Genomic DNA, 13,247 nt, shown 5'->3' on the forward strand with positions numbered 1-13,247 from the left:
CTCACAGGCCCCCCATCCGGATGGTCGCGAAGCGCCGGATCATGTGGTCGGGCAGGGGAAAGGTGTAGAGGTTCCAGATCGGCAGATTGACGGTGTCATATTCCGCCGTCACGGTGAACTGGTTGGCATTGCCGGGATCGGTGGTAACGGTGACATGCAGCTTGCTCTTTTCGAGCAGCGGATGGTCGATGGTCGACTGGCTGATGAAATCATTGACCAGCTGCGATCGCTCCTGGCTGGTCATGCCAGCAACGGCGGTGCGCGCGGCATCGGCGGTCAGCTGCTGCACTGCATGGGATGCGCTCAGATAGATGCCGTAGGCGATCATCGTCAGTACCACCAGAAGGAAGAGCGGCGCGACGATGGCGAATTCGATTGCTGCGGCGCCACGTTCGTTCGAAGGGAAACGTTGGAAAATTCTCATTTTTCACCTCGCAGGCTGACCGTGCAGAGTATCGATCAACGGTTGTGACTCTAGAGCCGCGGAGGTTAATTTTGGATTATCTAATAAACGTTTTGGATGTATTAGATTATCATGAAGTGCCTTTGTTTTGTTAGAAAAATAGCATTTTATTGAGGAATTTTCCTTATTATACAACCTGCGGTGTGTTTCCGTGTTGGCTGGGGAGGTGCGCGCATAAGGAAATGCTACTTCCTGCTCCGCGCCGAAGTGTTGGCGTGATTGGCACAGGGCCGGCGGCCTTCAAGATTCCTGATGGTTCGTTCAGGGAAATGGATTTGACGCCGGAGCAGATCGGCGGCAACGTTCCCTTGGAAACAGCGGGGCGACGATGACCGAACAGCATACAGGCGGCTGCCTTTGCGGCGCCGTGCGATTTTCAAGTGCGGCAAAGCCCGGGCCTGTCGTCGGCTGCCATTGCTCGCAATGCCGCCGGCAGACGGGACTTTATTACGCTGCGGTCAACGTAGCCCGCGCGGCTCTTTCGGTGGAAGGCACTGAAGCGGTCCGCTGGTACCGGTCTAGCGAGGAGGCGCAGCGCGGCTTCTGCTCGAATTGCGGCTCCGCGCTGTTCTGGCAGGCGGACGGATCGGCGGAGATTTCGGTCATGGCTGGCGCCTTTGACACGCCGAGCGGCCTTGCCTTCGGCCACCATATCTACTGCGCCGACAAGGGCGATTTCTACGAGATATCGGACGGCTTGCCGCAATATGCGGTGAATCCGACTTAAAGGGCGTCGCATTGGATTCATGCGACGCCCTTTAGGTCTTTATGTGATGCATGTCGTTATCCCCACCGCTGCACACTTTTGGGAGACATGCATTAACCCTTGGCGGCAAGCGCGGCGCTGAGGCGGGCCACGTCCTCGCGTAGCCCCGTCAACTCGGTCAGTACATGCATGTCGATCTTCTGATGCAGGGAGAGCACTTCGAGCTCGGCCTTGAGATTGACCTCGTAATCCTTGGCGGCCTCGAAGCGGTCGCGCTCGGCCTGACGGTTCTGCGACATCATGATGATCGGCGCCTGGATGGCGGCGAGCATCGACAGGATCAGGTTCAGGAAGACGAAGGGATAGGGGTCGAAGGCGCCGCTCACCAGAATGATAGTGTTGATGACAGTCCAGGCGACGAGGAAGACAAAAAAGGCGATGATGAAGGACCAGGAGCCGCCGATGCGGGCGATGCTGTCGGCGATGCGCTCGCCGAAGGAGGCGTCGGCTGAGAAGGCGGCGTTGACGTCGGTCGAGATGACCTTGCGTTCGTGCGCTTTCGCCAGCACGCGCTTTTCGACGTCGCCGAGTTCGTCGGCCGGCTTGTCGAAATGATGGTGCACGAAGTCCGAAAGATTAGACATTGCCTGTTTCCGATGCCGGTTGTCGATACGGTCGCTTTCGGCGCCAGTATTCCGCTCCGCTAACAAATTGCAATGCGTATCGATGCCGCGCTGCGCCATGCGCGATCCGTTCATAAAAATTTGGTCGTCGCGAAGTGTCGCTTTCGACGCGAACGTGTTGCGGTCGCGAAAGGTGCAGGCTAAATAAATGACATGACACAGGAAAACGCTCTTTCTGATATCTTCCGTATCGCCATCGGCCAGCTCAACCCGACGGTCGGCGATGTCGCAGCCAATCTCGCCAAGGCGCGCGAGGCACGCGCCGATGCGAGCCGGGAGGGCGCGCATCTGCTCGTCCTGACCGAGCTTTTCATCTCCGGCTATCCGCCGGAGGACCTAGTGCTGAAGCCCGCCTTCATCCGTGCCTGCTGGAAGGCGGTCGAGAGCCTGGCTGCCGACACTGCCGATGGCGGAGCCGGCGTCATCATCGGTTTTCCCCGGCAGGACGAGACCGGGCGCTACAATTCCGTCGCCGTGCTCGACGGCGGTAAGGTGATTGCGGTGCGCGACAAGATCGACCTGCCGAATTACGGTGAGTTCGACGAGAAGCGGGTCTTCGACCAGGGTGCCATGCCGGGGCCGGTGAATTTCCGCGGCGTGCGCATCGGCATTCCGATCTGCGAGGATATCTGGGGCGATCTCGGCGTCTGCGAGACGCTGGCCGAAAGCGGGGCTGAAATCCTGCTGTCGCCGAACGGTTCGCCCTATTATCGCGGCAAGGTCGATATCCGCCATCAGGTGGTGCTGAAGCAGGTGATCGAGACCGGGCTGCCGCTGATCTATGCCGCCCAGCTCGGTGGCCAGGATGAACTCGTCTTCGACGGCGCGAGCTTCGCCTTCAATGCCGACAAGTCGCTCGCCTTCCAGATGAGCCAGTTCGAAACCGCGCTGGCGGTGACGACATGGAAGCGCGGCGACAGCGGCTGGCACTGTGCCGAAGGGCCGATGGCGCATATTCCAGAGCGCGAGGAAGCCGATTACCGCGCCTGCCTGCTGGGCTTCCGCGACTACGTCAACAAGAACGGCTTCAAAACCGTCGTGCTCGGCCTTTCCGGCGGCATCGACTCGGCGATCTGCGCCGCGATCGCCGTCGATGCACTTGGCGAAGAGCGGGTGCGCACCGTCATGCTGCCTTACCGCTACACCTCCGAGGATTCGCTGAAGGACGCGGCCGATTGCGCCAAGGCGCTCGGCTGCCGTTACGATATCGTGCCGATCGAACAGCCGGTGACGGGTTTCAGCAGCGCGCTCGCCAGCCTTTTCGAAGGCACGGACAGTGGCATTACCGAAGAGAACCTGCAAAGCCGGGCGCGGGGCGTCATCCTGATGGCAATCTCTAACAAGTTCGGCTCGATGGTGGTGACGACGGGCAACAAGTCGGAGATGTCGGTCGGCTACGCCACGCTCTACGGCGACATGAACGGCGGCTTCAACCCGATCAAGGATCTCTATAAGATGCAGGTCTATGCGCTTTCCCGCTGGCGCAACGAAAACGTACCGCCGGGTGCGCTAGGGCCGTCTGGCGAGGTGATCCCGCAGAATATCATCGACAAGGCGCCTTCGGCCGAGCTTCGTCCCGACCAGAAGGACCAGGATTCGCTGCCGCCCTATCCCGTTCTCGACGATATTCTCGAATGCCTGGTGGAGAAGGAAATGGCGGTCGAGGAGATCGTCGCGCGCGGCCATGATGTTGCGACCGTCCACCGGGTCGAGCATCTGCTCTATCTCGCCGAATACAAGCGGCGGCAATCGGCGCCGGGGGTAAAGATCACCAAGAAGAATTTCGGTCGCGACCGGCGCTATCCCATCACCAATCGGTTCCGGGACCGCTGAGACCATAGAAATATCGGGAGGAAACATGCGCAGCTCGGTCGAGATCTACAACGTCAAGACGGGCAGGGCCCGCGAGGTCTGGCAGACGGAGAAACTGGTCGAGGCGCCAAATTTCTCGCCCGATGGTTCCTACCTGCTCTTGAACGGCGACGGGTTGCTCTACCGGTTGCCGCTCGATGGCGGCGAGATGGTCAGGGTCGATACCGGCTTTGCCGTCAACTGCAACAATGATCACGGCATTTCGCCCGACGGGACGAAGATTGTCATCTCCGACAAGACCGAATTCGGCAAGTCGGCGATCTATACCTTGCCGATCGAAGGCGGCACGCCGCGGCTTATCACTCAGAACCTGCCGTCCTACTGGCATGGCTGGTCGCCGGATGGACGCCAGCTTGCCTATTGCGGCATCCGCAACGACGTCTTCGATATCTACACCATCTCCGTCGACGGCGGTGCCGAGACGCGGCTGACGCATGGCGAGGGCCGCAATGACGGGCCGGATTATTCCGCCGACGGGCAATGGATCTATTTCAATTCCAGCCGCACCGGGCTGATGCAGATCTGGCGCATCCACCCCGACGGCACCGGGCTCGAGCAGGTGACCTCCGACAATCAGGGCAACTGGTTCGCTCATCCGTCGCCTTCGAATGACAAGGTGTTGATCCTCTCCTACGACCCCTCGGTTTTCGATCATCCGCGCGATCTCGACGTGCGGCTGCGGCTGATGGACATGGGCGGCGGCAATCTGAAGACGCTGTTCGAGCTCTTCGGGGGGCAGGGCACAATCAACGTGCCCTGCTGGTCTCCTGATGGCGAAGAATTCGCCTATGTCCGCTATTTTCCAGTGGCTTAACTGCGCGTCCGACGGCGCTCCTGGGCGGATTTCGCCAGATCCTCCAGAACCGCGACCGACATATCCCAGTCGATGCAGCCATCGGTGATGGACTGGCCGTAGACCAGCGGCTTGCCGGGAACGAGATCCTGGCGGCCGGCGACGAGGTTGCTTTCGATCATCATGCCCTTGATGTCGCTGTTGCCGGCGGCAATCTGCGCGGCGACGTTCCTGACGACGAGCGGCTGGTTCATCGGATCCTTGCCGCTATTGGCATGGCTGGCATCGATGAGGATGCGCGGGGCGACGCTGAGCCTGACGGCTTCGCCGGTGACCGCTTCGACATCGGCCGCTTCATAGTTCGGCCGCTTGCCGCCGCGTAAGATTATGTGGCAGTCGTCATTGCCAGTGGTCGAGGCAATTGCTGCCTGGCCGTCCTTGGTCACCGCGGGGAAGTGATGCGGCTGTGAGGCTGCGAGGATGGCATCCAGCGCGACGCGAACGCCGCCATCGGTGCCGTTCTTGAAGCCTATCGGGCAGGAAAGGCCGGAGGCAAGCTGACGATGGACCTGGCTTTCGGTCGTGCGCGCGCCGATCGCACCCCAACTGACGAGATCGGCAATATATTGCGGCGTGATCGTGTCGAGGAATTCGACGCCGGCGGCAAGACCCATCGCGTTGATATCGAGTAGCAGGCGTCTCGCAATCCTCAACCCTTCCTCGATCCGGTAGCTGCCGTCGAGATGCGGGTCGTTCATCAGGCCCTTCCAGCCGACGGTCGTGCGAGGCTTTTCGAAATAGACGCGCATGACAATCTCGAGATCGTCGGCGAAGCGGCGTCGCTGTTCCTCCAGCCGTGCGGCATATTCCCGAGCCGCAACGGGGTCATGGATCGAGCAGGGGCCGATGACGACGATCAGGCGATCGTCTTCGCCCTGGAGGATCTTATGGATCGCATCACGGTTGCTGGTCACGGTGTCCGTGACAGTAGCATTGCGGTGAATTTCCGCGATGATATCGGCAGGTTTGGTGAGTGGGGTGATCTCGACGATACGCAGATCATCAATGGTATCAGACACGGTATGGCTCCTGTTTGGTCATACCGTGCGGAACAAAAAAGCCGCCAGGTAGACTAGCGGCTGTTCGGGTTGTCGTCGCGTCGAATTCAGTTACGCATGGACCCGCATCCGCTGAGAGCAGCGGTACCAATAAAATCCCAAGGCGTTGATTGATGTGATCGACATGGGGCGTATGTAGCGCCACGCCTGCGTGATGTCACGTAGAATTTTCTGTCTGAAAATCCAGCGCTCCGGGGGACGGCAACGGCTTCTACGGAGGGACACCCCGGCGAGGCAAGAAGCGCGTCGCACTCGATCTCGTGCATGCGACGCGCTCTAAGCTTTGTTTAAACCTGTCGCTCTAAAGATGCTCTCGGGCGACGGTCATTCGCACTGTTCTAGAAAACGCAGTTCCTGAGATCACAGGGCGTCGACGTTCACGCCGACGGTGATGGCGCCGATCGGCGTTCCCGCGTCGTCTGATATCGTGACGCTTGCCTGCGACTGGAGCGTCTGGGTCGATTCATCCTTTTCGATCTCATCGACGAAGACGGCGTCCTTGCCGGCTCCGAAGGACTTCTGGAACTTGCCCTCATCGCCCTGCCAGTAATCGGATGTAGTGTCGCTTTGACCGACATTCAGCCCCTTTGCGTCCATGACGAAGATCTCGGTGATCTTGCCGCCAGAAGCTTCCTTCTTGCCCTGAAGGAATTTCGACAGCGCATTGTTGAGCACGCCGTCGATCATGGCGTGGTCGGAGCCATCGACTTCGGCACGCCACTTCTTGTCGAGGGCGTCGATATCGGCAGCGCTGAGATTGGCGTTGGCAGCATTCTGCGCCTTGACGGCCTCGATGATGGCAGGGTCGTTCAGCCAGGGCTTTACGTCGCTCGTCACGTAGTCGGAGATCGGGGCAAGCTTGGCGTCCTGTGCCAGGGATACGCCCATCGGCGTGGCAAATGCGGTGCAGGCCAAAAGAAATGCGGGCACGAGTTTCTTCATAACTGTTTCCTTCCTGATTATAGGTTGTTGAGAACTAAGGCTTATCGGGCGAAGACGACGTCAGAACTCCTCCCAGGCCCCGGGAGCAGCGGCAACGGCGGCATTTCCTGCATGCCGCTGCACGAAGGCTCTCGGCTCGGGACGAGATTGGCGGGTGGGTTGAACGGCTTTGGGCTGGCTTGCCGCAGACGCGCCGACGATGAACCTGCCGGCCGAGTCCTGCAGCAGGCGTCCTTGCGACAGCAGTTCGTGGCAGGCTGCGTTGGTTTCCTCGACCATTGCCGCGTTCTGCTGTGTCGTCTGATCCATCTGGTTGATCGCGCTGTTGATTTCCTGCAGGCCCGTCGCCTGTTCGCGATAGGATTGGACGATGGAAGCGATGCTGTCGCTGATGCGGTTGATCTGCTCCTCAATCTTCAGGAGGGCATCGCCGGTCTGGTTCACCAGCCCGACGCCCGCAGCAACTTCGTCGCCCGACACATTGATCAGGTTCTTGATTTCCTTGGCTGCATTTGCAGACCGCTGGGCGAGCTCACGCACTTCCTGCGCGACAACCGCAAAACCCTTGCCGGCTTCGCCGGCGCGCGCCGCCTCGACGCCGGCGTTCAGCGCAAGCAGGTTCGTCTGGAAGGCGATTTCGTCGATGACGCCAATAATGCGGCCGATCTGACTCGACGAGGTTTGAATCCGGTCCATCGCCCCGATCGCATCACGCACCACCGTCGCAGAGACATGGGCGCTCCGCTTTGTCTCCTCGACCAACTGCCCGGCATTTTCAGCCCGTTGCGACGATGTTCTGACCGTCGTGGTCACCTCATCCAGTGCGGCGGCGGTCTGTTCCAATGCTGCTGCCTGTTGCTCGGTCCGCCTGGCGAGTTGATCTGCGGAGGTCGCCAGCTCGCTCGAGCCGGTTTCAACCGCCACGGAAGCGGTCTTGATCTCTGTCAGAGCGGCCGCGACCGCATCGACCATGTTGTTGAAATCCTGCCGCAATTTATCGAATTCGGGACCGACATCGGCCAGGTGTATCGAGAAGTCGCCGGCGGCGAGCCCTTCCAATGCATTCGCGAGAGCGTTCATGACCAGCCGTTGCGTGTTGCTGGCCTCTTCGGTCAACAATGCGTTGCGCGCCCGTTCGGCGTCGAGCGAAGCACTCTGCTCGGCAGCGGCTTGCTCTCTCTCGACCTTCGCAATCGCCTCGTGACGGAAAACTTCCAATGCACGCGCCAGAAAGCCGATCTCGTCGCCATTTTCCCTGTAGGTGACGGGAGAGACCAGATCGCCTTTCTGCAACGCGCTAATTCGTTCGCTGATCACCCTGATGGGCCGGCCGACCAGGCTGCGCATAGCGAGAAGGAAGGCAACGACGGCCATGGCGGTGATCGCGGACTGCGTGAGCAGCGAAATGAGAACTTTCTGCCTGACTTCGGAAGCGATTTTTTCGACAGACCAGTTCGTGACGATGTAGCCGGTGGCCTTGCCTGCCTTATCCAGCGGAAGCGGCGCGATGATCGTGACCACGCCGGCGGAGGTTCCGCTATCATCGACAGTCGTCTTTTCCGGTTTCGCGCTGAGACGCTTCGCCAGATCGGCGGGTGCAGGCAAACCGTTGATGCCGTCGCGTGTCCACGTATCGACGGAGGCCGGTTCCGCGTTGAATGCGGCAAACTGTACAAGATCGAGCGAGGGGTCGTCGCGGTAGAGCGAATAAGCCTCGCGAACGGCGTTCGCCTTCCCCCATTTCACGCCGCCGGCGGCCAGAGATGCAAACTGCTCCGCATCCTTGGACCAGTTCGCCTTGGCGCCATCGATCAACGCCCGGGTTTCGTACATCCAGGTATAGGTGGCGAAAGCGGAAATGCCGCAGAGGTTTACGGCAACGATAATCGCCGCCAGCTTGGCTGTCAGAGGCATCGTTTTCAAAAATTGGAACATTCCGCGGCGGCCTAGAATTGCGGCTCAGTCGGACATGTTCCCGACTGGCGTATCAATACGGGCATCGACGCTGACGGTCGCATCACGAGCGCTCATGCCCATGTCCAGATAGCAACCCAAAACGCGCAAACGCAGTGTGTATTTGATGTGTGAATAAATCATAAAGTAGAAAGGAATGCTGAGCACACGCGTGCCATTCGCGCCTGCTGCCGCCGGCGCGGAGCCTTGCGAACCGGTGGGTGCAGGAATGCTTCCGTGGCGTCAGGGAGATCAGCTATTTTCAGCCACGGCCTCTTCGGGTTCGGCGTGCCGGCGCTTGCGGCCGCGCGCCGTCAGTTCAGCGCCGGCATCTTGGGGCAGGCGCAGGAAGGTGATGCAGGCCAGCGCCGAAATCGCCGAGACGCTGAAGAAGGCGATGTGGAAATCCGAGACCAGCAGCCTGCCGTCGTGGAAGCTGCTGGAAATTTCGAGGATGCCGCCGGCGATCGCCACACCCATCGCCATGGAGATACGTTGGGCAACGGCATTGATTGCGGTTGCCTGGCTGCTGTCGGCATCATCGACGTCGCCGAAGGCCATGGCGTTGACGCCCGAGAAAGCCATGGAGCGGAACAGGCCGCCGATCAGCAGGCAGGCCATGATCAGGAACAGTGGCGTTTCGGCGGTGAAAAGGCCGTTGATGCCGAGGAAGATCGCCGCCAGCAAGGTGGTGAGGGAGATCACCGTGCGGAAGCCGAAGGCGTTGAAGGTGCGCGAGGCGGCGAATTTCGAACCCATGGAGCCGAGCGCGCTGACGAAGGTGACCGAGCCCGATTGCAGCGGTGTCAGGCCAAAGCCGAGCTGGAGCATCAGCGGCATCAGGAAAGGCAGGGCGCCAAGTCCCATGCGGAAATTCGAGGCGCCGAGGATCGCCGCCCGAAACATCGGGTAACGGAACATCTTCGGATCGAGAAGCGGATAAGGCACGCGGCGGGCATGCAGGAGGTAGAGGAGGCCGGCAAGGATGCCGATCGCAACCGTGACATAACCGTAGATAACGGGCACGGCCGGCAGGCTGATCACCGACAGGCCGAAGACGAAGCCGGAGAAGCCTAGGCCGCAAAGGAAGAAGCCGGGGAAGTCCATCGGCCGCAGAGTGCGCGGCTCGACCGCCGGCAGGAAACGGGTGACGAGGATGATGCCGAGCACGCCGATCGGGACGTTGATCCAGAAGATCCAGTGCCAGGTGAGGTAGGTTGTGAGGAAGCCGCCGATCGGCGGACCCATGATCGGACCGATCAACGCTGGAATGGTGAGCCAGGCCATGGCATCGACGAGTTCGTGACGCGGCGTTCCCCGGACCAGCAGCAGGCGGCTGACCGGCGTCATCATCGAGCCGCCGGCGCCCTGGATCAGGCGTGAGATCACGAAGGCCGTGATCGAATTGGAAAAGGCGCAGGCGATCGAGCCGATCATGAAAACGAAGATCGCCATGCGGAAGATGTTGCGCGCGCCGAAACGATCGGACATCCAGCCGCTGATCGGGATGAAGATCGCCAGCGCCACGAGATAGCTGGTAACGGCGAGCTTCAGCGCGATCGGCGAGGTGCCGATATCGGCTGCGATCGCCGGTAGGCTGGTGGCGATCACGGTCGAATCCATCTGTTCCATGAACAGGGCGACCGCAAGGATCATGGGCGTGAGGCGGGGCACGGGCAACCAAAGTGCAAAGAGAAAAAGTGCGGCGCCATGGGCGTCGGTCAGGATGGGTTTGTTTCTAAGGCAGCGATGCGCCTCTGTCCATGAAGTCGATGTCGCATGCAACGTGTCGGCGGTATGAGGGCCGGCTTGCCGCCGCCGCGCTTTCCTGAAATAGATGCGCCGTCAGGTGCCCGCCGTCCAGGCGGGAGAATCGGGAATCCGGTGCAAAGCCGGAACGTGCCCAACGCTGTAAGGCCGACGCTTGCCGCTTCATCACGCCACTGGCTTCTCGCCGGGAAGGCTGCGGCAGGCGGATGACGCCGAGTCAGAAGACCGGCCTGGCTAGATAGACCGATCCGCGCGGACGGCGGGGCGGTTGCGTTGTTGGGGATTTGACGATGCGACCCTTTGATGAGGATGCCCTTTCGGCGGCGTCCGGTTTTTCCTTGGCCGAACGCGAGGCCGTCTATCATGCGATCATGACGCGGCGCGACGTTCGCAGCGAGTTCCTGCCCGATCCCTTGCCGGATGACGTTGTGCAGCGGCTGCTGACGGCTGCCCATCATGCACCCTCCGTCGGCTTTATGCAGCCGTGGAATTTCATTCTGGTGAAAAGCGCAACCGTGCGGGCGCGCGTCCGGGATGCTTTTGCGAGGGCCAACGAGGAGGCGGCGCTGATGTTCGAAGGTGAACGACGGCAGGCCTACCGCTCGCTCAAGCTCGAAGGCATTGTCGAGGCGCCGCTCGGCATATGCGTGACCTGCGATCCTACCCGCAGCGGCAGCGTCGTGCTGGGGCGCACGCACAATCCCAGGATGGATAGCTATTCCACAGTTTGCGCCATCCAGAATCTCTGGCTTGCGGCGCGGGCGGAAGGGGTTGGGATCGGCTGGGTCAGCATCTTTCATGAAGGCGAGCTGAAGAGCATTCTCGGCATACCCCAGCATATCGAGGTGGTCGCCTGGCTCTGTGCCGGTTTCGTCGACCGGCTCTATGACGAGCCGGAACTGTCCGTCAAAGGCTGGCGGCAGCGGCTGCCGCTCGAGGAACTCGTCTTCCATGATGGATGGGGACTGAACACCTAGAGGTCGTCTTCTTCGGCACCGACAAAGGCGAGGTCACGATTCGCGACATCAAGATGCAACAGAACTTCGCTCGCAGCATGTCGCTCGCAGACGCGATGAACCCCGACAATCTGCTCTGCTACGAAATGAACGGAGCGACCCTGCCTGCCCCCAACGGTTTCCCGCTGCGGCTGATAACTCTGGGCTGGTACGGGATCGCCAACGTCAAGTGGCTGAAGGGCATCGAGGTTCGCGACACCCGCTTCATGAGCCTGCTGATGGGCCGCGACTATGTCACCATCCGGGAGGAAGAGCACAAAGGCGAGACCGTGCGGGCCGAGACCTCGGTCGGCCGGGCCTTGCTGAAATCCGCGCCCGCCAAGGTCACGCGCAACGACTCGGGTCACCGGGTCGTCGGCGCAGCCTGGGGTGCACCGATCGACCGGGTCGAACTGAAAATTGATCAAGGGCCCTGGATGCCGGCAGTCATCGATCACAGCGAGGAGGCCGAATACGCCTGGAAGATTTGGTCACTGGATTGGCCAAATCCCTCGCCTGGAGAACACACGGTGACCTCGCGCGCGATCAGTACCGCAGGGCAAATTCAACCGGCGATGGACGATCCCTTGATCGCCAAAAAGCACACATACTGGGAAAGCAATGGCCAGGTGACGCGCCGCATCCGCATCGTTTGAGAAACGTTGCTGCCTCGCACGTCGGCTGCTGAGTGAACGGAACGTTCCACCGAGAACCCTTTGCTTAGGATTGCGACATTTCGGGAGAAAGGCGCTAGCGGCCCTTCCGCTAGTCTGCCCCGTCTTTTTTTGCCCGCTCGATGAATTTCCCGGCGACTGCTTTGCCAAGTGCGGCACCGGCCCGGTTGTCCATTTCATAGTGGATGCCGGCCCAGATGCGGGAATCGCCCGCTTCCTTGCCGACCGTTCGGATGAACTCCGCCTGGTCGGGGAACAGATAGGCAAGCACCTCGCATCGGGCAGTCGACAACGTGGAGTGATTCGACGGATAACTGGGATGGGCCGGCACTGCGAACAGGGGAGTGATGCTCGGGTCAAGCATGTTGGGCCGCAGGTACCAATAAGCGTATTTCCCGTCGTTGCTTGCAATGTAGGCGTCGTAGTAGACCGTTGCGAGCATCGCGTAAGCCCGTGCGGCGCGCGGCGGGTTCGAATCCGTCTTGTCCTCGAACATCCACTTGCTGGCATAGTCATACCAGTCTGTGAACAGGCCGGATGGACTTTGCCAGTAGAACGCCTTGTAGCTGTTGGGGAATTTTCGCTCAAACTGGCGGACTGCATCCGTCTCGGCCTTCACGGCCGCAGACTTGCAGTCGGGCGGAGTCGGTGGCCTGAATTCATCGGCTGTCTCGAGCAGGATCGGCTTCCAGTTTGGCATGGTTGCATTGGCGGGTTTGTCTCCGACCCACATGCACGGCCCGGTCGGCACGGTGCCGGTCCAGACGGCATCGGAGCCGTCGGCCTTTGCCCGCGCAATCACTTGCTCTGCCACGCGTCGCCCCAGTTCCAGGCCGGCGGATGAATCGCTTGGGAACTGGACACCGGCAAGGACACGCGACTGTGCGGCTTCTTCGGCCATCGCCTGGAACGACGACGCCTCGTCGGGAAAGAAATAGGCAAGAACGGTCGCGGCGGCGGCGGCGGCGGCCGCGTGTTCGGATGGATAAGCGGGACTCCGAGGCGTAGGCAGCGCAGTCGGCAGTGTCGTATCCACCTCGCTCGGGCGGGGGCGATTGTAGAAGTATTTCGACTCCCAAGCCGCGATGGTGGCGTCGTAGACCGCCATCGTCAAATAGGTGTAGACGCGATGCGCATTGGGGATCGTCTGGTTTGCGAGAAGACGGTTGTTGACCAGGTCGATCCATCGATAGCCGGGCGAACCGGCGTCCCAGAATGTGATCTTGGCGGCGACCTGCGCATCGTTCTTTGCGACAAGTTCGCGAACCTGCTCCAACT

Annotated in this window: 11 protein-coding genes, 1 pseudogene and 1 riboswitch; of the genes and pseudogenes, 5 read left to right on the forward strand and 7 right to left on the reverse strand. The window is 60.7% G+C overall.

All coding sequences use genetic code 11. The annotated features are described in order from the left end of the window. Window position 1 precedes the first annotated feature (1 nt). Window positions 2–424 carry a TadE/TadG family type IV pilus assembly protein gene (locus BS629_RS29115; RefSeq protein ID WP_018242263.1) on the reverse strand — a complete coding sequence of 141 codons (423 nt, stop codon included), beginning with the start codon at window positions 422–424 and terminating at the stop codon, window positions 2–4. Window positions 425–791: 367 nt separating this feature from the next. Here BS629_RS29115 and BS629_RS29120 point away from each other — a divergent pair, with 367 nt between their 5' ends. Further along, window positions 792–1,190 (forward strand): GFA family protein, encoded by a 399-nt coding sequence (locus BS629_RS29120; RefSeq protein WP_018242262.1) that lies wholly within the window; start codon window positions 792–794, stop codon window positions 1,188–1,190. 92 nt (window positions 1,191–1,282) lie between these two features. Here the strand turns inward: BS629_RS29120 and BS629_RS29125 are convergent, their stop codons facing one another. Then, window positions 1,283–1,813: a DUF1003 domain-containing protein gene (locus BS629_RS29125; protein WP_026188414.1), complete on the reverse strand. Its 531-nt coding sequence runs from the start codon at window positions 1,811–1,813 to the stop codon at window positions 1,283–1,285. A 192-nt stretch (window positions 1,814–2,005) separates the two neighbouring features. Between BS629_RS29125 and BS629_RS29130 the strand changes: the two genes are divergently transcribed. Together BS629_RS29130 and BS629_RS29135 are read left to right on the forward strand one after the other, a co-directional pair. Further along, window positions 2,006–3,685: an NAD+ synthase gene (locus BS629_RS29130; RefSeq protein ID WP_018242260.1), complete on the forward strand. Its 1,680-nt coding sequence runs from the start codon at window positions 2,006–2,008 to the stop codon at window positions 3,683–3,685. A 25-nt stretch (window positions 3,686–3,710) separates the two neighbouring features. Further along, on the forward strand, window positions 3,711–4,538 hold the full coding sequence (locus BS629_RS29135; protein WP_018242259.1) for a TolB family protein: 828 nt from the start codon (window positions 3,711–3,713) through the stop codon (window positions 4,536–4,538). Here BS629_RS29135 and BS629_RS29140 read toward each other — a convergent pair. The 4 genes from BS629_RS29140 to BS629_RS29160 form a co-directional block, all read right to left on the reverse strand. Beyond that, window positions 4,535–5,596, reverse strand: coding sequence for a 3-deoxy-7-phosphoheptulonate synthase (locus tag BS629_RS29140; RefSeq protein WP_018242258.1), 1,062 nt, complete (start codon window positions 5,594–5,596; stop codon window positions 4,535–4,537). The genes BS629_RS29135 and BS629_RS29140 overlap by 4 nt on opposite strands. A 399-nt stretch (window positions 5,597–5,995) precedes the next feature. Then, window positions 5,996–6,577, reverse strand: a complete 582-nt coding sequence (locus tag BS629_RS29145; protein ID WP_018242257.1) for a hypothetical protein — start codon at window positions 6,575–6,577, stop codon at window positions 5,996–5,998. Between the two features lie 60 nt (window positions 6,578–6,637). Beyond that, window positions 6,638–8,512: a methyl-accepting chemotaxis protein gene (locus BS629_RS29150; RefSeq protein WP_018242256.1), complete on the reverse strand. Its 1,875-nt coding sequence runs from the start codon at window positions 8,510–8,512 to the stop codon at window positions 6,638–6,640. 270 nt (window positions 8,513–8,782) lie between these two features. Beyond that, window positions 8,783–10,186, reverse strand: a complete 1,404-nt coding sequence (locus BS629_RS29160; protein ID WP_018242255.1) for an MFS transporter — start codon at window positions 10,184–10,186, stop codon at window positions 8,783–8,785. Between the two features lie 174 nt (window positions 10,187–10,360). Then, a riboswitch (cobalamin riboswitch) is annotated at window positions 10,361–10,548 on the forward strand. 42 nt (window positions 10,549–10,590) lie between these two features. Here BS629_RS29160 and bluB point away from each other — a divergent pair. Next, on the forward strand, window positions 10,591–11,277 hold the full coding sequence (gene bluB, locus BS629_RS29165) for a 5,6-dimethylbenzimidazole synthase (protein WP_018242254.1): 687 nt from the start codon (window positions 10,591–10,593) through the stop codon (window positions 11,275–11,277). Further along, window positions 11,274–11,951: pseudogene (locus tag BS629_RS29170) on the forward strand (molybdopterin-dependent oxidoreductase); the annotation flags it as partial. The gene bluB and the pseudogene BS629_RS29170, both read left to right, overlap by 4 nt. A 109-nt stretch (window positions 11,952–12,060) precedes the next feature. Here the strand turns inward: BS629_RS29170 and BS629_RS29175 are convergent. Further along, window positions 12,061–13,245 carry a phosphatase PAP2 family protein gene (locus tag BS629_RS29175; RefSeq protein ID WP_018242252.1) on the reverse strand — a complete coding sequence of 395 codons (1,185 nt, stop codon included), beginning with the start codon at window positions 13,243–13,245 and terminating at the stop codon, window positions 12,061–12,063. Window positions 13,246–13,247: the final 2 nt, after the last annotated feature.

It is taken from the genome of Rhizobium leguminosarum bv. viciae USDA 2370, from assembly GCF_002008365.1.
GTDB classification, from domain to species: domain Bacteria; phylum Pseudomonadota; class Alphaproteobacteria; order Rhizobiales; family Rhizobiaceae; genus Rhizobium; species Rhizobium leguminosarum.